This is a genomic window from Pseudomonas sp. B707, from assembly GCF_022496685.1.
GTDB lineage: Bacteria > Pseudomonadota > Gammaproteobacteria > Pseudomonadales > Pseudomonadaceae > Aquipseudomonas > Aquipseudomonas paraglycinae.
Genome location: NZ_WTVE01000005.1, coordinates 32,344 through 54,367, shown reverse-complemented (window position 1 = coordinate 54,367; position 22,024 = coordinate 32,344). Strand labels below are relative to the sequence as shown.

Sequence of the window (22,024 nt, the reverse complement as noted above, 5' to 3'; positions counted from 1 at the left end):
TGTTTGATGTTCAGATTGCCGATTTCCCTGCTGTCCGCTGCGCTGCTGCTGGGCGGTTGCTCGTTGATTCCCGATTACCAGCGACCGGCATCGCCGAGCGCTGCGCAGTATCCGCAAGGTCCGGCGTATGCCGCGCAATCCCCGGTCACGCCCCGGGTGGAAGACTGGCGCGCGCTGTTCAATGACCCGGCGTTGCAGCAATTGATTGAAAGCGCGCTGGTCAACAATCGCGATCTGCGGGTAGCTGCCCTGAATGTCGAGGCGTTTCAGGCGCAATACCGCATCCAGCGCGCCGACCTGCTGCCGGCGGTGTCGGCCAACGCCAACGAGCTGCGTCAGCGGCTGCCGTCCAGCGTGACTCGCACCCAAGCGGCAATCACCTCGACCTACTCGGTGAATCTGGGCATCAGCGCCTATGAACTGGACTTCTTCGGCCGGGTGCGCAGCCTCAGCGAGCAGGCGCTGCTGAGCTGGCTGTCCACCGAAGAGGCCCGGCGCAGTGCGCAATTGAGTCTGGTGGCCAACGTCGCCAACGCCTACCTGACCTGGCGCGCCGATCAGGAGTTACTGGCGCTGGCCCAGGAAACACTGGCCGCCGACGAACGAAGCCTGCACCTGACCACCCGCAACCGCGAGGCCGGCAAGTCCTCGGCGCTGGATCAGATTCAGGCGCAGACCAGTGTCGACAGCACCCGCGCGAGCCTGGCCCGTTATCAGCGCCAAGTCGCCCAGGACTTGAACAGCCTGACGCTGCTGGTGGGCGCGCCGGTACCCGAGCACCTGCCGGCGCGTCCGCTGGACAGTGATCTGGTGGCAACCGTGCCGGCCGGGTTGCCGTCGGATCTGCTGCAACGTCGGCCGGACATTCTCCAGGCCGAATACAAGCTGCGCGCCGCCAATGCCAACATCGGCGCGGCGCGGGCGGCGTTTTTCCCGAGTGTCAGCCTGACCGCCAATGCCGGGACGTCCAGCCGTGATCTGTCCGGGCTGTTCAAGGGCGGCTCCGGGACCTGGACGTTCCAGCCGCAGATCAACCTTCCGATCTTCAATGCCGGCAGTCTGCGCGCCAGCCTGGATTACGCGAAGCTGCAAAAAGACATCACCATCGCCGAGTACGAAAAGACCATTCAGACGGCATTCCAGGAAGTGTCCGACGGCCTCGCGGCGCGCCAGACCTACGAACAGCAACTCCAGGCCCAGCGCGACCTGGTGCAGGCGACCCAGGATTATTACGACATGGCGCAGCACCGCTATCGAAGCGGCGTCGACAGCAGCCTGACGTTCCTCGATGCCCAGCGTTCGCTGTTCAGTTCCCAGCAAGGACTGATTACCGACCGGTTGGCGCAACTGGTCGCGCAAGTGAACCTGTACACCGCGCTGGGCGGTGGCTGGAGCCCGGTCGAGCCGCTTCCGCCATCTCCCTGAGTCATTTTTTCTTACACCTTTTGTCGCCAGATCCCACATTGCCCGGCGATCGAAAACCGGCGCAGCGGATCATTTTGGTATCATGCGCCGCTTTTACGGTTAACCCGCCTGCCTGTCCTGCCGACTGGCGGGCTCCAAAGGGCGGTATGAAATGACGGCTTTGTTGACTCGCCGCAAGGTGCTTGCGGGAATGGGCGTACTCGGTCTCGGCCTGCTCGCCGGCTGCGACACCCGCGGCGAACTGTCGTACAAGTACGGCAAGGATCTGAGCGACAAGATCCTCGGACGCACCTTCAAGCTCAAGGACACCGAAGGCAACACCGTGACGCTCTCGAGCTTTCGCGGCCTGATGCCGATGATCTTCTTCGGTTTCACCCAGTGCCCGGCGATCTGCCCGACGACGCTGGCCCGCGCCGCGAAAATCAAGAAGCTGATGGGCAAGGACGGCGACATCCTGCAAGTGGTGTTCATCACCCTCGACCCGGAACGCGACACCCCGGAAATCCTCGACGCCTACGTCAAGACCTTCGATCCAAGCTTCGTCGCGCTGTACGGCACCCTCGAAGAAACCAAGGCCACCGCCAAGGAATTCGACGTGTTCTACGAAAAAGTCCCGGCCGGCGACACCTATACCCTCTCCCACACCGCCACCAGCTATGTCTACGATACCCGGGGCACGTTGCGTGTGGGCCTGTCTCAATCGCTTTCTGCACAAGAGTGCACGGAAGATTTGCTTACCGTCATGGAGGTCTGCTGATGAACCCTTTTCTGAACCACATCAAACGTGCCGCACTGGGACTGTCCCTGCTGGGCCTGGCTTTCCAGGTATCGGCTCAGACCAGGGTCGACGACGCCTGGGTGCGTGCGACCGTGCCGAACCAGTCGGCCAGCGGCGCGTTCATGACCGTCACCGCCGACAGCGACAGCAAGCTGCTCAGCGTTGCCTCGCCTGCGGCCAAGGACGTGCAGATTCATGAAATGACCATGAAGAACGACGTGATGAGCATGGGCCCAGTGAAATCGGTCGACCTGCCAGCGGGCAAGGCCGTCAACTTCGACCCGAATGGTTACCACGTGATGCTGATGGGCCTGACCGCTCAGTTGAAAGAAGGCGACAGCGTGCCGCTGACCCTGACCGTGGAAAACGCCAAGGGCGAAAAGGAAACCGTTGAAGTGAAAGCGCCGGTCAAGGCGCTGACCATGGAAGGCCACGATCACAGCAAGATGCATTGATCGTCGACGGACAGATTTACGGCCTCAAAAAACAAAAGGGGCGGCATGATCGACGATCATGCCGCCCCTTTTGCATCTGGATATCAGACCAGTTTCAATTCGACCTCGATATTGTTGCGCGTGGCCTTGGAGTACGGGCACACCTGATGCGCCGCATCCACCAGCTGCTGCGCCGCGCCGCGCTCCATGCCCGGCAGGCTTACATTCAGTCGCGCCTGCAGGAGATACCCTCCCGAATTAGTGCCCAGGTCCACTTCGGCATCCACCGCCAGGTCCGCTGGCAGGCTGATTTTCTGCTGCCCCGCCACCGCTTTCATCGCGCCGATGAAACACGCCGACCAGCCTGCGGCGAACAATTGTTCCGGATTGGTCCCGCCGCCACTGGAGCCGGGCGACGACAGTTTTACATCGAGGATCCCGTCGGAACTGCGCGATGCGCCGTCACGTCCGCCGGTGGTGTGGGTTTTCGCGGTGTAGAGGACTTTTTCGATCTGACTCATGGCGATCTCCTGAATGAAAAACAGCAGATTGTTCACTCGGCGCCTCCCGTCGCAGCCTTGAGGTGCGCCACCCGTTTCACACAGCCCTCTCACTATAGACACGGGTTTGTCGCTCACCCGGCGAACGGACGTGCGGACTGTTCAGAAAAGACGAGTGTTCAACTCCCCGCCCCGCCATGCGCCTCTTCAAAGAAATAATCCTTCCAGCTGTCCGCCTTGTTTTTCAGCACGCCCAGCTCCTGCAGTTTCTCTGCATAGATAAAGGTGCGTTGCGGCACCACGGTGAAATCGATTTCCGGGTCGGTGACAATTTTCTCAACCAGCGCCAGCGGTAGTTTCGACTGTTCAACCCGAATGTAAGCTTGAGCCGCCGCAGGCTTGTCGGCTTTGATGATCTTCTCGGCCTCGGCCAGGGCGTCGTAGAACGCCTTGTAGGTTTTCGGGTTTTCGTCGTGGAATTTTTCCGTGGTGTAGAGCACGTTGAATGTGGCCTGGCCGCCGAGCACGTCGTAGGAACTCAGCACTTTATGGACGTTGGGATTCTGCAATGCCTGGTACTGAAACGGTGGGCTTGAGAAATGCGCGTTGATTTCCGAGCCGCCAGCGATCAGTGCAGCCGTCGCATCCGGGTGCGGCAGGCTGACGGAGATGTCGTCGAATTTCTTGTATTGGTCATTGCCGAATTCCTTGGCCGTTTCGATCTGCAGCGTGCGCGACTGGAAGCCCACACCCGCCGCCGGTACGGCGATGCGATCCTTGTCGCTGAAGTCTTTGAGGGTTTTCACGTTCGGGTTGTTGGTCAGCAGGTAGTTGGGCATCGAACCCAGCGAGGCGATGGCCTTGACGTTCTGTTTGCCTTTGGTGCGATCCCACACGGTAAGCATCGGCGGCACGCCGGCCGAGACCACGTCCAGCGATCCGGTGAGCAGCGCCTCGTTCATGGCGGTGGCGCCGGAAATGCTGTTCCAGTCGACCTTGATGTCCAGGCCCTGGGCCTTGCCGTGCTTCTCGATCAATTGCTGATCGCGTACCACATCCAGAATCAGATAACCGATGCCGAATTGCTGGGCGATGCTGATCTTGCCTTCGGCCTGAGCGGTGTTGCCGAGTAGCGAACCAGCCAGCGAAGCGGCCAGCAGCGTCAGTGCAGAACGTTTGAACGGTAGGGCCATGACAACCTCGCAGTGATTTCCAGGAAAATCTGTGAGGCCGGACTCTATCGCTATAAAAAACGAAATTTAAATACCGTTATCGCATATTGATATCACTGGAAAACCAGCTTCGAAAAACTGATGAATAGGCTGATACCGACGTTCAAGGCGTACGCTGGTTGAACCGGGTGCTAAGACCGTCGGCGTTCAATGACAGGCGCTTCGCGGTTTCCACGAACGGGGTGACGGTCAGGCTGTACAGCGTCAGATAACGCGTGCGGTCCTGCTCGCCCGTGCCGAAGCGCAAGGCTTCGGGCTTTGAGGTGGTGACGTACAGCGTGCCGAACAGCCAGTCCCACAGTGACAGATTGATCGCGAAATTCTTGTTGAAATGGCGCGGTGCGTCGCTGTGATGAATCTGGTGCTGGGCCGGGCTGCTGAGCACATGCTCGACCGCGGGCCCGAACGACAGCCAGACATGGCTGTGGCGCAAATTGGAGCCCAGGCTGTTGATGATCAGCGCCAGCCAGGTCACGCCGAACAGCGTGTAGCGGCTGACCTCACCGCCGCAGGCGTACCAGACCACCCCGGCAAACGCGCCGAGGCCGGCGGTGATGAAGATTCGTTCAACGATCGATTCGGCAATGTGAATCCGGCTGGCGGTGGCCGGCACCAGCACCGGCGCCGAATGATGAACCTTGTGAAATTCCCACAGATAGCGGGAATGGAAGGCGCGGTGAATCCAGTAATGCAGAAAATCCCTGAACAGGAACACGCCCAGTCCGTAGAACAACGCGATCAACGGGTGTTCCGGCACTTGCTCGCGCGCGCCCCACAGCTGAGTGAAAAACTGTGCGTAGTCGCCCGAACGCAGAATATGCGGATCGACGAGGCCGACCACGGGCAAAACCAGCGTCACCCGAAGAATCGCCTTGATGAAGTAATAACGGTAATCCAGCCAGGCCGAACGATGCCCGTGAACACGACCGCCGCCGACAAATTGCCAGAAGGATCGGGCTTGCGTCAGGTGCCGGGATTTTCGGTGGCGATAAAGGCCGTATGCCACGCCGTAGGATGTGAGCAGAAACACCACACCGAGGCGGCCGTTCAAATCGAACAGGCCAAGGAACCGTTCGGTGACCGGATCGATCACCCAGCGGCTGAGCTGCGCGTGAAGTTGCGCGAGTAAATCCACGACGAACGACTCCATCAGAAGTCGCGCATTGTAAATCGCACTGGTTCGCAAATGCAGCAGGAACGGATCAAAGGCCGGTTAAACAGCCTGAAACAATAAAACCGCCGCCTCGCTTAAGCCGCAAAACCGCCAGGACAGTCGCCGATCAAGGCCCCAGCTCATCCGGTTGGCTGAGAGTGCCTCCCGGGACCGGATCACCCAGCCGTTTAAAAAGGCGATCAGACAGCCCACCCTTGGTATCATCGCCCACACTTTTATGACGGTTTAATGGCTGGAAGGTCTTTTTTGTGAGCGCTCTTTTTCAACGGCTGCGGCGCCTGGATGCCCGCCTTCTTTCTCTGGTTTTCCTGGTACTGATCGTGCCGGTGTGCCTTCGCGCGGCGCTCGGCTGGTCGAGCCTGTTCGGTTATCTGTCGGATCTGTCCATCGGCAGTCTGCTGGTGGTGCTGTTGCATCGTCGTCCCTGGTGGCTAGCGCTACCGGTGCTGCTGTTCTGGGGATTGCTGGCGGTGGCGACCGCGGAACTGGTCAGCGCGGTCGGGCGCCTGCCCACCGTGGCGGATCTGCATTACCTGATCGACCCGCAGTTCGTGGAAAACTCCACTGGCGGCGGATTCGCCCATCCCGGTGTGGCGGTTGCGCTGCTGGTGGCTCTGGCCTTTTGGTTGCTGAGTCATTGGACTCGACGCGGAAGAACCGTCCCCGCTCTGCCCCGCGCAGCCTGGGCGACGCCGGTGCTGCTGTTCTCCGCGTACTGGGGCGCGCAGCACCTGAATCCGAGCGATGCCGACCCGTGGCGTCTGTACAACCTGCCGCACCAACTGCTCGCCGCGCAGGTCGCCGACATGCAGATGCAGGCCGAAGAATGGCTGGACGGCGACACTCAGGTTGCTCCCCCACCGATGGCCGGCCTCACCGATGTCGATCTGAACGGTCATCCGCTGCTGGCGGCCAAGGGCCAGGCGCGCAATGTCCTGATCGTCGCGCTCGAAGGCATTCCCGGCGCCTACATCGGCGCCAATCGCCAGGCCATCGGCAGCCATTATCAGGAAGACCTGATGCCCAACCTCAGCCGCTGGGCCGAGCGCGGCATGAACACACCGGATTACGTGCTGCACACCCACCAGACCATTCGCGGTCTGTACGCCATGCTCTGCGGCGATTACGACAAGCTCGACAACGGCACGCCCAAAGGCGTGGAAATGCTGACCCAGCGCGAACGCAATCAGGCGTGCCTGCCGGCCCAGTTGCGTCAGCACGGTTTTGCCACGCATTACTTGCAAGGCGCAGGGCTGCGGTTCATGGCCAAAGACAAGATCATGCCGCACATCGGGTTCGATGCGACCCATGGCCTGGAATGGTTCACCAACGCCAACTACCTGGAATTCCCGTGGGGCAAGGATGACAAGGCGTTTTTCGAAGGCGCACTGAAATACGTCGGCGAACTGAAGAAGCAGAAACAGCCGTGGATGCTCACGCTGCTGACCGTCGGCACTCACCAGCCCTACTCCGCGCCGGAGGATTACCTGCAACGCTACGACACGCCCAAGCAGGCCGCCGTCGGTTATCTGGACGATGCGCTGGAGCAGTTTCTCAGCGGCCTCGAACGCCAGGGCGTGCTGAAAGACACGCTGGTGGTGATCACTTCGGACGAGTCCCACGGCATCGACGGCGTACGCCTCGCGTCGTCCTGGGGCTTCAACCTGACCCTCGCGCCGGAGCAGGCGCAACTGCCGCGCCTGAACGCCGGGGTCTACGGTCACGTCGATCTGAGCGCGTCGATTCTGGATTACTTCGATTTTCCGGTGCCTTCCGCCCTCAGCGGGCGCTCGCTGTTTCGCGATTACGATTCGGGCCGCGAAATCATGTCGTTCACCAACGGCAAGCTGCGCTATCACGACGGTCGCGGCCTGCTGACTGAATGCGACATGCCGCGCCGTTGCCGCAATTACGCCAGCGAAGGGTTCATCGCCGAAAGCGCCACGTTCAAGGGCAATGCCAGCGGCCAGAACGCCCGGGACATCGCCGCCCGCGCCTCGGCCCTGGACCTGTCGCTGCTGCGCACCCCGCTGAACCAGCGCTATCAGTTCGGCAGCGCCAACGTCATCCCGCTGCAAGCGCAGATCAAGGACGACTGGGCAGACAACCTGATCGGCGCGCAATACCTGGAAATGCCCAAGGGCTCCCACACCCGCGTGCGCCTGACCGTGCGTTCGGTCGATCCGCAGCAGGCAGCGTACATTCAGCTCAAGGCCAAGGAGTTCGAACAGGACGTGCAACTGGGCCTGCCGACCGAGATGGTCGCCACGGCGGATCAGCCGCTGGAGATGGATTTCAGTTTCGACAACCCGCAACCGCGCAAGGCGTTTTCGTTTCACTTGTTGGGGTATGGGCTGGGCGCCGTGGAAGTCAGTGATTTCAGCGTGATCACCGAACTGCCGGGGCAACAGGATCTGCTGGACGAGATCCCGGAAGAAGACACCGCTCAATCGAGTTGAGGTCGACGCCAGCGTCGCAACGACGCTGGCGCCCGTCCGGTGTGAACGATCAGAAGGTGGTACGCAGTCCGACCTGAATGCTGCGCCCTTCTGCCGGTGCAATATCGCGCAGGATCGAGCTGGCGTAACGCACGGTCTGGTTGGTCAGGTTCTCGGCATTGACGAAGGCCAGCCATTTGCTCTGGCCAACATCAAAGTGATAACCCACATTAGCCCCCAGCGTGGTGTAGCCGTCGGTGCTGCTTTCATTGTCCGGCACCCGGTGCTGGGAACTGGCGTGTTCCACATCGATCCGTGCCTGCCAGCGATCCAGCTCCCACAACAGACCGGTGTTCAACCGCAGTGGTGCGATGCGCGGCAGGTCCTGGCCGTTGTCGAGGTTCTTGGCGCGGGTGTAGTCGCCCGACAGCTCCAGCGCAAACTTGCCGTAGGCATTTTCGCCAAGGGTCCAGCGATCCTGCGCTTCGATACCGCTGAAGCGCGCCCGCACGCCGGAGTAGGTGTATTCGGGGATGCCGTCGGCGTCCTCCTCCCCTTGGTCATTCAGCGTGCGTCCGGTGCTGAGCAATCCGATGTAATTTGAGAAGTGGCTGTAGAACACGCCGACGCTGCCCTTGTGCGTACCGTTGTCGAAACGCAGGGCCAGGTCGCTGGAGACGGCTTTCTCTTTCGACAGCCCCGCGTCCCCGACTTCATAAGTGCCGGTGGCGACGTGGGCGCCGTTGGCGTAAAGCTCATAGAACGTCGGCGCGCGTTCGGTGTAGCCGAGCGTGGCGGCGACCGACCAGACCGGCGTCAGCGTGTACACCGCACCGGATGACAGGCTGCCGGCGGTGAAACTGCTGGAGCGATCGGCATTGGCGAAACGCTCGTTGCCTTTGGCGTCCGGGTCGACCGTGGTGTGTTCGAGGCGTCCGCCGAGGGTGAACAGCAGACGATCCGTGGCTTGCAGCTCTTCGAGAATGAACAGTGCACCGGCATCGGTATCGGTGTGCGGCACGAAGGCTTCTTCGCCCAGCGCCGAGAATTCGTTGCGACTGACCTGCGCACCAATCACCCCGTTGAACGGCCCCAACGGCTGATGCCGGGCCTCGACCCGCGCCTCGTAGCCCTTGTTCTTGAACGTGGTGCCGACCTCGCCGCCCTCGATTTCGCGGTGCTGGTAATCGGTGTAGCCGGCGTCGAACTTCACCGAGCTGAACGGGCCGTCGAGGTTGCGAATTTCCGAGGCAAACGCGTAGTGCTCCTGCTCCATGCGGATCCGCACATCGTCTTCGGCCGGCGAGCCGTAGTTGGAATCGTAATTGCTGTACGACAGCCCCGCGTAACCGTCATCCCAGGTGTACGACCCGCCCACCGCACCGCCGTCCTGACGACCATCGCTGTTGGCCAGCCGATGCTTCTTCGAATCGCCATCGTCGTTCGCCCGCTCACGACCGGTCTTGGCGTAGCCGGGGATTTTCAGGTCATTGAATTCGCGGGCGCTGGCGTCCAGGTGCAAGGCGAACTGGCCGTTGCCGGCTTCGAGCTTACCGGCGCTGCTGCGGGTGGTGTCGGCGCCGCCGTAGCGCAACTCGCCGGCACCGTGAATGCCGTCGATGGCTTCTGTCGGGATGCGGTTGTCGAAGGTGTTGACCACCCCGCCGATGGCGCTGCCGCCGTACAGCAAGGCCGCCGGGCCACGGACGATTTCGATGCGCTCGACGTTGACCGGATCCAGCGGCACCGCGTGATCGTAGGACAGCGACGAGGCGTCCAGCGCGCCGACGCCGTTGCGCAGGATGCGAATGCGGTCGCCGTCCTGCCCACGAATGATCGGGCGACTGGCACCCGGGCCGAAGTAGGACGACGACACACCCGGCTGCTTGTTCAGGGTTTCGCCGAGGCTGCCCTTTTGCTGCAGCGTCAGGTCATCGCCGCTCAACACGGTCGAAGGCGAGGCCAGGGTCTGACTGCCCAGCGGATTGCCGGTGATGACTTGCGGTTGCAGTTCCAGCGGGTCGGCGGCGAATGCGGGCAAAGCGATCAGCAGCGCCGAGGCCATGAGCGTCAGGCGGGGTTGGAAGGTGTGGAAACGGGAAGGCATTTCAGAAATCCGTCAGGCAGAAAAGTGAGGATCAATGCCGGCGCTACAGAGGGTGTATTACTGGCATCGATCAGATGAAATCATTTTTATGTTATACAATAACATTTCCAATGGCCATCACGTTTCTTCCCCACAATTGCAAACCATCGCTCAAGCACGGGCATTTCAGCGCCCTGCCCGGCCCACGCTCCCGGCTCGTCGCGTAAGAGACTGCGCCTATCACGCTCCAATAGTCGGCCTATTAGCTGACTCGCCGAGTCGGGTCTAGCCTTACTACTCCGAAGTCGGCACGAGCCGGCCGCAGAAGACCTGATAAGGACCCGAACATGGCAAATGAATCGAAATGCCCGTTCAATCACGCCGCCGGCGGTGGCACGACGAACCGCGATTGGTGGCCGAATCAACTGAACCTGAAAATCCTGAGTCAGCACTCGCCCGCATCCGATCCGATGGGCAAGGACTTCGACTACGCCAAGGCTTTCAAGAGCCTGGATTTCCAGGCTCTCAAACGCGATCTGACGGCGCTGATGACCGACTCCCAGGAGTGGTGGCCAGCGGACTTCGGCCACTACGGCCCGCTCTTCATCCGCATGGCCTGGCACAGCGCCGGCACCTATCGCACCGCTGACGGTCGGGGCGGCGCCGGCTCCGGCCAGCAACGCTTCGCCCCGCTCAACAGCTGGCCGGACAACGTCAGCCTCGACAAGGCCCGCCGCCTGCTGTGGCCGATCAAGCAAAAGTATGGCCGCAACATTTCCTGGGCCGACCTGATCGTGCTCACCGGCAACGTCGCGCTGGAATCCATGGGCTTCAAGACCTTCGGTTTCTCCGGTGGCCGCGCGGACGTCTGGGAGCCGGACGAAGATGTGTACTGGGGTTCGGAAAACAAATGGCTGGGCGGCGACAATCGCTACGGCAAAGATCCGGAATCCATGCAGCCGCCGGGCGAAGGCACACTGGTGGCTGAACCTGCCGAACACGGCAATGAGGAAAGCCGCACCAATCAGGGCGAACGCAACCTCGAGAACCCGCTCGCCGCCGTGCAGATGGGCCTGATCTACGTGAACCCGGAAGGCCCGGAAGGCAATCCCGACCCGGTGGCCTCGGCCAAGGATATCCGCGAAACCTTCGGCCGCATGGCCATGAACGACGAGGAAACCGTCGCCCTGATCGCCGGCGGCCACGCCTTCGGCAAGACCCACGGCGCCGGCCCCGCCGATAACGTCGGCCCGGAACCGGAAGCCGCCGGCCTCGAAGAACAAGGCCTGGGCTGGAAAAACAGCTTCGGCACCGGCAAAGGCGCCGACACCATCACCAGCGGCCTGGAAGTGACCTGGACCACCACCCCGACGAAGTGGAGCAACAACTACCTGGAAAACCTGTTCGGCTTCGAGTGGGAACTGACCAAAAGCCCGGCCGGTGCCCATCAGTGGAAACCGAAAAACGGCGCCGGGGCCGGCACCATTCCCCACGCCCACGACCCGAGCAAACGCATCGACCCGACCATGCTTACCTCCGACCTGGCCCTGCGTTTCGACCCGGCCTACGAGAAGATTTCGCGGCGCTTCCTGGCCAATCCCGATCAACTGGCCGATGCCTTCGCCCGCGCCTGGTACAAGCTGATTCACCGTGACATGGGTCCGCTGTCGCGCTACCTCGGCCCGGAATTTCCTCAAGAAGAATTGCTTTGGCAAGACCCGATTCCCGAGGCCACGCATCCACTGGTGGACGACAGCGATATCAGGGCGCTGAAAGGCAAAATACTGGCGTCGGGGCTGTCCGTTTCGGAACTGGTTTCCACTGCCTGGGCGGCCGCATCGACCTTCCGGGGCTCGGACAAACGCGGCGGCGCCAATGGCGGTCGTCTGCGTCTGGCACCGCAAAAGTTCTGGCAGGCCAACCAGCCGGAGCAACTGGACAAGGTGCTGAAAGTCCTCGAAGGCATTCAGAACGAGTTCAACGCCGGGGCGGCAGGCAAGCAAGTCTCGCTGGCGGACCTGATCGTGCTGGCGGGTAATGCCGGTGTCGAACAAGCGGCGAAAAACGCCGGGCACACGGTGACCGTGCCGTTCAATCCGGGGCGCACCGATGCGACTCAGGAGCAAACCGACGTCGAGTCGTTCGGTTTCCTTGAACCGCACACCGACGGCTTCCGCAACTACGCCGCCAACACCTACCGCGTGCCGGCCGAAGCGTTGCTAATCGACAAGGCGCAACTGCTGACCCTTTCGGCGCCGGAAATGACCGTACTGATCGGCGGCCTGCGGGTGCTGGACACCAACGTCGGTAAAACGAAACACGGCGTGTTCACCGACAAACCCGGCACCTTGACCAACGATTTCTTCCGCAACCTGCTGGACATGGGCGTGGAATGGAAACCGACGTCGAAAACCGAGTTCGAAGGCCGCGACCGTAAAACCGGCAGCGTGAAGTGGACGGCGACCCGGGTCGATCTGGTGTTCGGTTCCAACTCGGTGCTGCGGGCGCTGGCAGAGGTGTATGCCAGCTCCGATGCGAAGGAAAAGTTCGTCAACGACTTCGTTGCCGCTTGGGCGAAGGTGATGGATCTGGATCGGTTTGATTTGCGCCAATAAACCTTTTTCATCCACCCACAAAAAACGCCGCTCATCGAGCGGCGTTTTTTATAGCCGGTTCTGCGGAAGTAATGCGGTGGAGCTGAAACCCAACCCCCTCACCCCAGCCCTCTCCCCGAGGGAGAGGGAGCCGACCGAGGTGTATTGCGCGATACATCGACCTGAAGAATCGAGTCGATTATAGATTCGGTAAAGCAGGATCAGGTCGGCGTAAATCTGAAGCATCCCGCAATCAGTCCCCTCTCCCTCCGGGAGAGGGTTAGGGTGAGGGCTGGATCTAAAGTTGAAACACCATCTCAAGACCAACCCCAAACGACCAGCCTCAAGCCAAGCTCTTGCTAACCACCTCATAAACATCACTAGACAGCTGCCCCGAAGCCAGAATCCGCTCCAGCTCCGCCTTCATCAGCGCCTGACGAGCACCGTCATACTTGCGCCAGCGCGTCAGCGGCGCCAATTGACGCGACGCGATCTGCGGGTTGAAGCCGTTCAGTTCGATCACCAGATCCGCCAGGAAGCGATAACCCGAACCGTCCGCCGCGTGGAAGTTGATCAGGTTCTGCCCGGCGAACGCACCGACCAGCGCACGCACCTTGTTCGGGTTCTTGATGTTGAACGCCGGGTGCTGCATCAGCGCTTTCACCCGCTCCAGACCGCCCGGCAAGGTGCTGCCGGCCTGCACGCTGAACCACTGATCCATGACCAGCGAATTGTCCTTGAAGTGCTCGGCGAAACTGGCCAGAGCCTTGGCTTTCTGCTCGTCGAACGGCGAGTTGACCAGCACCGCCAGCGCGGTCAGGCGCTCGGTCATGTTATCGCAGCTGTCGAACTGTTCCAGCGTTGCCGCCAGCACTTCCGGCTTGCCGCTGAGCATCAGGTACGACAGCGCGATGTTCTGCAATGCGCGACGGGCGAAGTGCTCGGCCTCGGCCACGTACGGGGTTTGCTTCGACAGGTCGCGGTTGGCCTGATAACGCAGCCACAGCGCCTCGAACAGATTGTCCGCCAGTTGCTGACGGGCGAATTCGCGGGCGGTGTGGATCGCGTCCACGTCGGCGACTTCGCTGATTTCGGTCAGGTAGGCTTCGCTTGGCAGCGAGAGCATTTCCGCGACCATCGCCTGATCCAGCGACTCGTCCGACAGCACGGTACGCAGCGCGGAAACCAGACGTGGGTCGAGCACCAGGCTTTCGCCCTTCTGCTGCTGACCGATCAACTCTTGCAGCACCTGCACCGACAGTTGCTGGCCGGCATCCCAGCGGTTGAAACCGTCGCTGTCGTGCTGCATCAGGAACATCAACTGATCGCGGTTGTACGGGAAGCTCAGTTTCACCGGCGCCGAGAAGCCACGCAGCAAGGACGGCAGCGGTTGTTCGGCGATGTCGACGAAGGTGAATGTCTGCTCGGCTTCGGTCACCGAGATCACTCGGCTAGTGCCCTGGGCCGAGGCTTCGCCGGCCAGACGCAGGGCAATCTCGTTGCCCTGACTGTCGAGCAAGCCCAGCTCCACCGGGATCACGAACGGCAGTTTTTCAACCTTGTCCGGCGTTTCCGGGCAGCTCTGGCGGAAGGTCAGGCTGTAGGTTTTCGCAGCGGCGTCGTAAGACTCGCTCACCGCCAGACGTGGTGTGCCGGCCTGGCTGTACCAGCGCTTGAACTGGGTCAGGTCGACGCCGTTGGCATCTTCCATGGCCTTGATGAAGTCATCGCAGGTCACGGCCTGGCCGTCATGGCGTTCAAAGTACAGGTCGCTGCCTTTGCGGAAGCCTTCGGCGCCCAGCAGGGTATGGATCATGCCGACCACTTCCGAGCCCTTTTCGTACACGGTCAGGGTGTAGAAGTTGGAAATCTCGATGAAGCTGTCCGGGCGCACGGCGTGGGCCATGGGACCTGCATCTTCGGCGAACTGGTGGGTACGCAGGTACGCCACGTCCTGAATGCGCTTGACCGTGGCCGAGTTCATGTCAGAGGAGAAACCGGCATCGCGGAACACCGTGAAGCCTTCCTTGAGCGACAGCTGGAACCAGTCGCGGCAGGTCACGCGGTTGCCCGACCAGTTGTGGAAGTATTCGTGAGCGACGATCGCTTCAACGCGCTGGTGCGCGGCGTCGGTAGCGGTTTCGGCACGGGCCAGCACGGCGCTGGAGTTGAAGATGTTGAGGCCCTTGTTCTCCATCGCGCCCATGTTGAAGTCGTTCACGGCGACGATCATGAAAATGTCCAGATCGTACTCGCGACCGTAGACCTCTTCGTCCCAGCGCATCGACTTCTTCAGGCTGTTCATGGCGTGCTGGCACTTGTCGATGTTTTCCGGCTCGACGTAAATGCGCAGCGCCACGTTGCGGTTGGTCATGGTGGTGAAGCTGTCTTCAACGCACCACAAGTCACCGGCCACCAGCGCAAACAGGTACGCCGGTTTCATGAACGGGTCTTCCCAGGTCGCCCAGTGCCGGCCGTCTTCGCCGGGGCCGCTGGCGATCGGGTTGCCGTTGGACAGCAGCACCGGATAGCTGTGCTGCTCGGCGACCACGGTGGTGGTGAACTTGCTCATCACGTCCGGGCGGTCGAGGTAATAGGTGATCTTGCGGAAGCCTTCGGCCTCGCACTGGGTGCAGAACATCGTGCCGGACTTGTACAGGCCTTCCAGTGCGGTGTTGGTTTCCGGGTGGATCCTGACGCTGGTGTCGACCGTGAAGGTTTCGCTGGCCGGTTGCAGGGTCAGGTGGTTTTCAGTCAGTTGGTAATCGCTCGCGCTCAGTTCCTGGTCTGCCAGGGTCACCGAGAGCAATTCCAGCTGCTGGCCGTCGAGCACCAGCGGCGGCAGGCCCGGGCCACGAGCCGGGTTGCGGCGCATCACCAGTTGCGCGTGGACCAGACTGTGGTCCTCGAACAACTCGAAGGTCAGGTGTGTTTCATCGATCAGGTACTCGGGCGCCTGATAGTCCTTCAGGTAAATCATCTTCGGTTGTTCGGTGCGCATGCTGAAGTCCTTATTGATGCACGGCGAGCTGATAGGCCGTGTACTTGCGAATGTTGATCACGCCGGTGTCGAAGATCAGGTACTGGCCCTTGATCCCCAGCAGCGTGCCTTCGGCAATCGGGTTCTTGTCCAGGTTGAAGCTGACGATCTTGGCCGGGTACTGCTCGACCGGGTAGCGGATTTCCAGCGGCTCGACATCGGCGATGGTCTGAATGGCCTGGAGCCCGAAACGCTCCTGCAAGCCTTGCAGGCCTTCGGCGCAGCTTTCGAACAACTGATCACGCACCTGCGCCAGATCCACCGCCGCCGCATCGCCCTTGAGCAAGGCGCGCCAGTTGGTCTTGTCTGCCACCTGACTGCGGAACAGGTCTTCGACGAAACCCGACTGCTGCCGCGTGGACACGCGCATGATCGGCAACGCCTGACTGGCGCCCTGGTCGAGCCAGCGGGTCGGCAACTGGGTGGCGCGGGTGATGCCGACCTTGATCCCCGACGAATTGGCCAGGTAGACGACGTGGTCGGTCATGCAGAACTTCTCGCCCCACTCCGGCTCACGGCAGGTGCCGGCCTCGAAGTGGCAGCGCTCCGGGCTCATGATGCAGATGTCGCACTGAGCCAGTTTGGTCATGCACGGGTAGCAGTAACCCTGACTGAAACTGGTCTTGGTCCTGCGCCCGCAATGGGTGCAGTGAATCGCCCCCAGGTATTCCAGACGCACCGTGCTGCCGATCAACGGGTTGACCGGCACCTCGACGTCATCCAGACGAAACGCGTACTGCACGTTCGGCCCGTCCAGGCGCGCCGACATTTTGCTGATTGCACCGCGGCCGATCTCGATCAATGGATGGCGTCCGACTTGAACAGGATGTTCGGCACTTCGATCGACTTCGACGCACATTCCTGCGGGCCCATGTAACCGGTGCGCTCTTCCTCGGGCAGGTTCTGCATTTCCCAGGCGATCATCGCCTGCAACGACAGTTCACGCTGCTCGGCGGTGAGCTTGCCACCGTCCGACCATTTGCCGATTTCTACCGCCAGTTTCAGGCTCTGGTAGATGTCGGGGGTGATGTTCTTGATCAAATCGTTAAAAGAGGACATCAGGGTCTCCGTGCTCTTTATTCAAAAAATTCAGGCGGCCAGTTTACGGCGGTTGTACAAACCGCCCAACAAACCGGTGAAGCATCCGATGAGTAACCCGCTGACGTGGGCAGCGTTGGCGATTTCGCCGAAACCGATCATCGAGATCAGCCCGGACATGCAGATCACCAGCCACACCAGCATCATCACCAGCACGCCGCGCGGCAGGCGATAGGCCGGGTTCGGCGCCAGCAACTGGAAGATCCAGCAGTGACCGAGCAATCCGTAAAGTACGCCGGACAGGCCGCCGAACAGGCTCGGGCCGCCCCACGCGAACTGCGCATAGTTGGAAACGAGGCCGAACAGCAGCGTCAGGCCGATCAGGTTGACGCTGCCCTGGCGCGACTCGATGCGCCGCCCCAGCTCCCAGTACCACATGCCGTTCATGGCCAGGTGCAGGATGCCGAAGTGGATCAGCATCGGCGTAAACAGGCGCCACCACTGCCCCGCTGCCAGGCTGTCGGCCAATGGTGTGAAGTGGATGTAGTCGCCGACCACGCGGAAATCGAGGAAGGTCAGCCAACGCATGGTGTCGAGGTTATCGCCAAGGAACGTCAATCCGCCGACGATCAGGCTCAGCAGCAGAATGAACCCGGTGGCCTTGGCATGTTTCAGTTGCTCGGCGAAGCTCGGGCGCTTGAACGTCGGCGCCACCGGGATTTCCAGCTGCTGATCGGGGTCCCCCGCCGGGAAACGCTCGTACAGCGAACGTACGTCGTCGCTGATTTCCGAGGGCACCCACAATACCTGCTCGCCCGCCTCTTCGCTGACACGATGGGGCACTTGCATGCGTTGCAGCAGTTTGACGAAACCACTCAGGTCCGCCGCCAACGGCACACGCAAGACCGCTATGGCACTCATCGCAGCACCTCCGGCCGCTCGACGTCGACCCAGACAAATTTATGCGGATCGAGGCGGGTTTCCTGATCCAGACGATAGGCGACCAGTTTGCCGTACAGCACCGCGCTGTAATCCAGGCACGCGAGGTTCGGGCGGATCGGCGCCGGTTTGCCGCTGCGCCAGTAGTGGCCGACGAACAGCAACGGCTCATCGACGCCGTAGCGCAGCAGGGAATTCTTTTCGCTGGAGGTCAGCGGCTTTTGCGCCACCGGTTCCGGCAGTGCGTCGGGCTGGAACACGATGTCGCCGTAGGTCTGCGGATCGTCTTCCCAGAACTTGGTGCGGAAGAACGAGCGCACCAGGCCATCGCCGCTGGTCATGGTCAGGCCATCCGGCAGGCGCATGTCGGTGCCGCGCAGCAGGCGATCGAACACGGTACAGGCGAAACTGCCCGGTACGGCCGAGGCCTGGAGGAAGTGTTCATCGATGCAGCCATCGGGAAACAGCGCGCGCAGCGGCTCGATCAGCCCGGCATCCCAGCAGGCATGCACCACGCGGAAACGTCCGGCATCGACGAACAGCGGCAGTTGGTAGAACCACTGCTGGAAGTCGTGCCAGTCGCCCGGATGGTCTTCGAACTGGGTCAGGGTTTCGTGCAGCAATCGGGCATGGCGCGGGGTGTGTTCACGCACGAACTGCTTGCCGCTGCCCGGAGGCGCCGGGGTGCTCCAGCCGAGGGCGTTGAACTCGTGGTTGCCCATGATGCACAACGCCTGACCGGCCTCGACCATGTCGTGGACGATGTGCAGCGCCTCGCGAATCCGCGGGCCGCGGTCGATGATGTCGCCGACAAACACGGCCATGCGCGACGGATGCCGCCAGACCCCGCCCTGCTTGTGGTATCCGAGACGGTCCAGCAAGTGTTCCAGGGTCAGGGCGCATCCGTGCACGTCACCAATCAGGTCATAACTGCGCGCGGGATCGAGCATCAGTCGCCTCCACCACCCAACTTGCTGCCCCAGCCGAGCTTGGTCCGGCAGACTTCGTAGTAGTTGTGGTCGAGCGGATGGATCAGCCGCAGCTTCTGCGCTTTCTTGCTGACGGTGATGGTGTCGCCCGGCGCGCAGGTGAAGTGGTTCTGCCCGTCGCAGGAGACCTGCGGGTAGATCTGCATATCTTTGGACACGACGATTTTCAGCTCACTGTTGCCATCGACCACGATCGGTCTGCCCGACAAGGTATGGGGGTACATCGGCACAATCACAATAGCGTCAAGCTTGGGATGCATGATCGGGCCGCCGGCGGACAGCGCGTATGCGGTAGAACCGGTCGGGGTCGACACGATCAGGCCGTCGGCCTTCTGGCTGCAGACGAACTGGCCATCGATGTACAGCTCGAACTCGATCATCCGCGTCGATTTGCCCGGGTGCAGCACCACGTCGTTCAGCGCATCGCCCTGGCCGATGGCCTCGGCGTGACGACGGACTTCGGCCTGCAGCAGGAAGCGGTTTTCCACCAGATAATGGCCGTCGAGCACTTCGGCAACCTTGATTTCCAGCTCGTCGGGGCGGATGTCGGTGAGAAAACCGAGGCTGCCACGGTTGATCCCGAGCACCGGAATATTGTGCTTGGCCAGGGCCCGCGCGGCGCCGAGCAGGCTGCCGTCACCGCCGACCACGATGACCATGTCGCAGACTTCGCCGAGCATCTTGCGTGACGAAGTTTGCAGGCCATGGCCCGGCAGGACTTCGGCGATGGTGTCTTCGAGAATCACGTGCAGGTGACGATCGAGCAGGAAGCGTTTCAGTCGGCGGACGGTATCCAGCACCTGGGAGCTGCCCAGGCGACCGATGATGCCGATATTACGAAATTGCTCCATGGGACTCCTGCGGGGACTGAGACGGCGAAAAGCACGATTATGGGCGAAAGCGCCGGATAGACAAAATCCTTTCAGCCCCGAGGATGCGCCTGTGTTTGAGGCTATGCTCGCAAGATGATCCTATTTTCCGATTTGCTTCAGCTGCCCCACCAGTTACGCCACCCCGAGGTGCGCGATCTGGCGTGGGTGATCCTCGCCCCGCCGATGCTCGCCGCAACCCCATGGCCGCAGCGCCATCCGCTGGCGGGCAGCGACTGGGTCAGCGACCCCGAACGCCTGGAACACTGGTTGCGCCAGCTCGACCGCGACAGTTACGGCCTGCTGCACTGGCTGTCCCAGGCCCGCACCCGGCGCCTGGGCCTGTATTACGAGCGGTTGTGGCAATTTGCGGTGAAACACGCGCCGGGCATCGAACTGATCGCCGCCAACCTGCCGATCCGCCGCGAAGGCCACACCCTCGGCGAGCTGGACATGCTGCTGCGCGATCGCGACGGCGTGCACCACCTGGAACTGGCCATCAAGCTCTACCTCGGACCGCAGAACGGCGACGGTCATGATCCGGCGTCGTGGCTGGGGCCGGGTTGTCATGATCGACTGGATCGCAAACTGGCGCATTTGAGCGAACATCAGCTGCCGATCTCCGCGCGCCCGGAAAGCCGCGAAGTGCTGGCGGCGCTGGATGTCAGGTCGTTCAGCGCGCAACTGTGGCTGGGCGGATACTTGCTGTATCCGTGGCCCGGTCAGTCCGTGCCGCCCAGCGGCGCCCACCCGCAGCATTTGCGTGGCAGTTGGCTGCATCAGAAAGACTGGCCGGCGTTTGTCGCCCAGCGCCCGGACGGACGCTGGCAACCCCTGCCCCGCCACGCCTGGCTGGCGCCGGCGCACTACCCGGCGGACCAGACCTGGAGCAACGGGCACTTGCAGGCCTGGCTCGATGAACTCGAACCGCTGGCCCCGGCGCAACTGATGGTGCGCCTGACCGAAAATGCCCGGGGCGAGTGGGAAGAAGCCGAGCGGCTGTTTCTGGTGTCGGATCTGTGGCCGAACGTGCCGGGGCAGAATTAAACCGACAACCGCACCGCCAGTGCGGCCAGCGTCACCAGCAACACCGGCACCGTCAGTACGATCCCGACCTTGAAGTAATAACCCCAGCCGATCCGGATGTTCTTGCGCTCCAGCACATGCAGCCAGAGCAAGGTCGCGAGACTGCCGATCGGGGTGATTTTCGGCCCCAGGTCACTGCCGATCACGTTGGCGTAGATCATCGCCTCCTTCACCACACCGCTGGCCTGACTGGCATCGATCGACAGCAAGCCGACCAGCACCGTCGGCAGGTTGTTCATGATCGATGACAACAAGGCCGTCAGCACCCCGGTGCCCATCGCCGCACCCCATACGCCGTGAACGGCGAACACATCGAGCCACCCGGCCAGATAATCGGTGAGCCCGGCATTGCGCAGTCCGTAGACCACCAGGTACATGCCGAGCGAGAAAATCACGATCTGCCACGGCGCCTCTTTCATGACCTTGCGCGTGGAGATCTTGTGCCCGCGCGCGGCAATCGCCAGCAACAAGGCCGCGCACACCGCCGAGATCGCACTGATCGGAATGCCCAGCGGTTCCAGCGCGAAACAGCCAATCAACAGAATCAGCAACACCGCCCAACCGGCGTAGAACGTGGCCTTGTCGTGGATGGCGGTTTCCGGGTGTTCAAGCTGTTCCGGGTCGTAGCTCTTGGGAATATCACGGCGGAAGAACCACAGCAGCATGCCCAGCGTGGCCGCGACGCTGACGAAGTTGACCGGCACCATCACCGCCGCATAGCGGTTGAAACCGATGTGGAAAAAGTCGGCCGAGACGATGTTCACCAGGTTCGACACCACCAGCGGCAGGCTCGCGGTGTCGGCAATGAAGCCCGCGCCCATGACGAACGCCAAAGTCGCCGCCGGGGAAAAACGCAGGGCCAGCAGCATGGAAATCACGATTGGTGTGAGGATCAGCGCCGCGCCGTCATTGGCGAACAGCGCCGACACCAGCGCGCCGAGCAGCACCATGAAAGCAAACAGCTTGCGCCCGCTGCCCCGCCCCCAGCGCGCTACGTGCAAGGCGGCCCAGGCGAAGAATCCCGCTTCGTCGAGCAGCAGGCTGATGATGATCAGCGCCACGAACGTGCCGGTGGCGTTCCAGATGATTTGCCACACCAGCGGGATATCGCTCAGGTGCACCACGCCGAAAATCAGCGCAATGATGGCGCCGAACGTTGCACTCCAGCCGACCCCGAGGCCTTTGGGTTGCCAGATCACCAGGGTAATGGTCAGCAGGAAAATCAGTGACGCAGCGAGCATTCGCGACAGCCTTCAGTCAGGTTAAGAAAACAAGCCACAACAAAAACCTGTGGGAGCGAGCCTGCTCGCGATTGCGATGTGTCATTCAACTGATGTGCCAGCTGATACACCGCCATCGCGAGCAGGCTCGCTCCCACAGGGTCGATATCTTGTCAGAAAAA

The 22,024-nt window shown here is 61.7% G+C and carries 17 protein-coding genes; 6 read left to right on the top strand and 11 right to left on the bottom strand.

Features of this window, described 5'->3' with window-relative positions; genetic code table 11:
* Positions 1 to 6 precede the first annotated feature (6 nt).
* The 3 genes from adeC (at position 7) to GQX66_RS01575 (ending at position 2,658) form a co-directional block, all read left to right on the top strand.
* The gene (gene adeC / locus GQX66_RS01585) at positions 7 to 1,425 is read left to right on the top strand and encodes an AdeC/AdeK/OprM family multidrug efflux complex outer membrane factor (RefSeq protein ID WP_240865587.1); all 1,419 of its coding nucleotides are present in this window, start codon (positions 7 to 9) and stop codon (positions 1,423 to 1,425) included.
* Positions 1,426 to 1,576: 151 nt separating this feature from the next.
* Positions 1,577 to 2,182, top strand: coding sequence for an SCO family protein (locus GQX66_RS01580; RefSeq protein WP_039770777.1), 606 nt, complete (start codon positions 1,577 to 1,579; stop codon positions 2,180 to 2,182).
* On the top strand, positions 2,182 to 2,658 hold the full coding sequence (locus tag GQX66_RS01575; protein ID WP_085748386.1) for a copper chaperone PCu(A)C: 477 nt from the start codon (positions 2,182 to 2,184) through the stop codon (positions 2,656 to 2,658). Before GQX66_RS01580 ends, GQX66_RS01575 begins: the two co-directional genes overlap by 1 nt.
* Positions 2,659 to 2,741: 83 nt before the next feature.
* Here the strand turns inward: GQX66_RS01575 and GQX66_RS01570 are convergent, their stop codons facing one another.
* The 3 genes from GQX66_RS01570 to GQX66_RS01560 all read right to left on the bottom strand — a co-directional run bounded on the left by GQX66_RS01570 (position 2,742) and on the right by GQX66_RS01560 (position 5,504).
* Positions 2,742 to 3,158 carry an organic hydroperoxide resistance protein gene (locus GQX66_RS01570; protein WP_007956881.1) on the bottom strand — a complete coding sequence of 139 codons (417 nt, stop codon included), beginning with the start codon at positions 3,156 to 3,158 and terminating at the stop codon, positions 2,742 to 2,744.
* Between the two features lie 158 nt (positions 3,159 to 3,316).
* Entirely contained in the window at positions 3,317 to 4,330 is a 1,014-nt protein-coding gene (locus tag GQX66_RS01565) for an ABC transporter substrate-binding protein (protein WP_240865586.1), read from the bottom strand.
* A gap of 142 nt (positions 4,331 to 4,472) precedes the next feature.
* A complete protein-coding gene (locus tag GQX66_RS01560; protein ID WP_240865573.1) occupies positions 4,473 to 5,504 on the bottom strand; it encodes a sterol desaturase family protein in 1,032 nt (343 codons plus the stop codon).
* Positions 5,505 to 5,791: 287 nt separating this feature from the next.
* Between GQX66_RS01560 and GQX66_RS01555 the strand changes: the two genes are divergently transcribed.
* Positions 5,792 to 8,002, top strand: a complete 2,211-nt coding sequence (locus tag GQX66_RS01555) for an LTA synthase family protein (protein WP_240865558.1) — start codon at positions 5,792 to 5,794, stop codon at positions 8,000 to 8,002.
* Positions 8,003 to 8,051: 49 nt separating this feature from the next.
* On the opposite strand, the gene GQX66_RS01550 is transcribed toward GQX66_RS01555, so the two are convergent.
* Positions 8,052 to 10,088, bottom strand: a complete 2,037-nt coding sequence (locus GQX66_RS01550; RefSeq protein WP_240865555.1) for a TonB-dependent receptor — start codon at positions 10,086 to 10,088, stop codon at positions 8,052 to 8,054.
* 326 nt (positions 10,089 to 10,414) lie between these two features.
* Between GQX66_RS01550 and katG the strand changes: the two genes are divergently transcribed.
* The gene (katG, locus tag GQX66_RS01545; protein ID WP_240865529.1) at positions 10,415 to 12,682 is read left to right on the top strand and encodes a catalase/peroxidase HPI; all 2,268 of its coding nucleotides are present in this window, start codon (positions 10,415 to 10,417) and stop codon (positions 12,680 to 12,682) included.
* 322 nt (positions 12,683 to 13,004) lie between these two features.
* Here the strand turns inward: katG and pepN are convergent, their stop codons facing one another.
* Genes pepN through GQX66_RS01515 form a run of 6 tightly spaced genes read right to left on the bottom strand, consistent with a single transcriptional unit; the run spans position 13,005 to position 19,518 of the window.
* Positions 13,005 to 15,662, bottom strand: a complete 2,658-nt coding sequence (pepN, locus tag GQX66_RS01540; protein WP_240865525.1) for an aminopeptidase N — start codon at positions 15,660 to 15,662, stop codon at positions 13,005 to 13,007.
* Positions 15,663 to 15,672: 10 nt separating this feature from the next.
* Positions 15,673 to 16,503 (bottom strand): DUF2797 domain-containing protein, encoded by an 831-nt coding sequence (locus GQX66_RS01535; RefSeq protein ID WP_240865523.1) that lies wholly within the window; start codon positions 16,501 to 16,503, stop codon positions 15,673 to 15,675.
* Positions 16,500 to 16,760, bottom strand: a complete 261-nt coding sequence (locus tag GQX66_RS01530; protein WP_007956913.1) for a DUF1315 family protein — start codon at positions 16,758 to 16,760, stop codon at positions 16,500 to 16,502. Before GQX66_RS01530 ends, GQX66_RS01535 begins: the two co-directional genes overlap by 4 nt.
* A gap of 30 nt (positions 16,761 to 16,790) precedes the next feature.
* The gene (locus GQX66_RS01525) at positions 16,791 to 17,660 is read right to left on the bottom strand and encodes a rhomboid family intramembrane serine protease (protein WP_240865517.1); all 870 of its coding nucleotides are present in this window, start codon (positions 17,658 to 17,660) and stop codon (positions 16,791 to 16,793) included.
* The gene (locus GQX66_RS01520; RefSeq protein ID WP_169432621.1) at positions 17,657 to 18,631 is read right to left on the bottom strand and encodes a metallophosphoesterase; all 975 of its coding nucleotides are present in this window, start codon (positions 18,629 to 18,631) and stop codon (positions 17,657 to 17,659) included. Before GQX66_RS01520 ends, GQX66_RS01525 begins: the two co-directional genes overlap by 4 nt.
* Positions 18,628 to 19,518 carry an NAD(+) kinase gene (locus tag GQX66_RS01515; RefSeq protein ID WP_007956919.1) on the bottom strand — a complete coding sequence of 297 codons (891 nt, stop codon included), beginning with the start codon at positions 19,516 to 19,518 and terminating at the stop codon, positions 18,628 to 18,630. The genes GQX66_RS01520 and GQX66_RS01515 overlap by 4 nt, the downstream gene beginning before the upstream one ends.
* Positions 19,519 to 19,632: 114 nt before the next feature.
* Between GQX66_RS01515 and GQX66_RS01510 the strand changes: the two genes are divergently transcribed.
* Positions 19,633 to 20,583, top strand: a complete 951-nt coding sequence (locus GQX66_RS01510) for a DUF1853 family protein (protein WP_134022844.1) — start codon at positions 19,633 to 19,635, stop codon at positions 20,581 to 20,583.
* On the opposite strand, the gene GQX66_RS01505 is transcribed toward GQX66_RS01510, so the two are convergent.
* On the bottom strand, positions 20,580 to 21,863 hold the full coding sequence (locus GQX66_RS01505) for an arsenic transporter (protein ID WP_102687414.1): 1,284 nt from the start codon (positions 21,861 to 21,863) through the stop codon (positions 20,580 to 20,582). The genes GQX66_RS01510 and GQX66_RS01505 overlap by 4 nt on opposite strands.
* Positions 21,864 to 22,024 lie beyond the last annotated feature (161 nt).

What these genes read in the sequence shown, in the direction of transcription:
- adeC (WP_240865587.1), top strand. Translation starts at nt 7, where the DNA reads ATGTTCAGATTGCCGATTTCCCTGCTGTCCGCTGCGCTGCTGCTGGGC.
- GQX66_RS01580 (WP_039770777.1), top strand. Translation starts at nt 1,577, where the DNA reads ATGACGGCTTTGTTGACTCGCCGCAAGGTGCTTGCGGGAATGGGCGTA.
- GQX66_RS01575 (WP_085748386.1), top strand. Translation starts at nt 2,182, where the DNA reads ATGAACCCTTTTCTGAACCACATCAAACGTGCCGCACTGGGACTGTCC.
- GQX66_RS01570 (WP_007956881.1), bottom strand. Translation starts at nt 3,158, where the DNA reads ATGAGTCAGATCGAAAAAGTCCTCTACACCGCGAAAACCCACACCACC.
- GQX66_RS01565 (WP_240865586.1), bottom strand. Translation starts at nt 4,330, where the DNA reads ATGGCCCTACCGTTCAAACGTTCTGCACTGACGCTGCTGGCCGCTTCG.
- GQX66_RS01550 (WP_240865555.1), bottom strand. Translation starts at nt 10,088, where the DNA reads ATGCCTTCCCGTTTCCACACCTTCCAACCCCGCCTGACGCTCATGGCC.
- katG (WP_240865529.1), top strand. Translation starts at nt 10,415, where the DNA reads ATGGCAAATGAATCGAAATGCCCGTTCAATCACGCCGCCGGCGGTGGC.
- pepN (WP_240865525.1), bottom strand. Translation starts at nt 15,662, where the DNA reads ATGCGCACCGAACAACCGAAGATGATTTACCTGAAGGACTATCAGGCG.
- GQX66_RS01530 (WP_007956913.1), bottom strand. Translation starts at nt 16,760, where the DNA reads ATGTCCTCTTTTAACGATTTGATCAAGAACATCACCCCCGACATCTAC.
- GQX66_RS01525 (WP_240865517.1), bottom strand. Translation starts at nt 17,660, where the DNA reads ATGAGTGCCATAGCGGTCTTGCGTGTGCCGTTGGCGGCGGACCTGAGT.
- GQX66_RS01515 (WP_007956919.1), bottom strand. Translation starts at nt 19,518, where the DNA reads ATGGAGCAATTTCGTAATATCGGCATCATCGGTCGCCTGGGCAGCTCC.
- GQX66_RS01510 (WP_134022844.1), top strand. Translation starts at nt 19,633, where the DNA reads ATGATCCTATTTTCCGATTTGCTTCAGCTGCCCCACCAGTTACGCCAC.
- GQX66_RS01505 (WP_102687414.1), bottom strand. Translation starts at nt 21,863, where the DNA reads ATGCTCGCTGCGTCACTGATTTTCCTGCTGACCATTACCCTGGTGATC.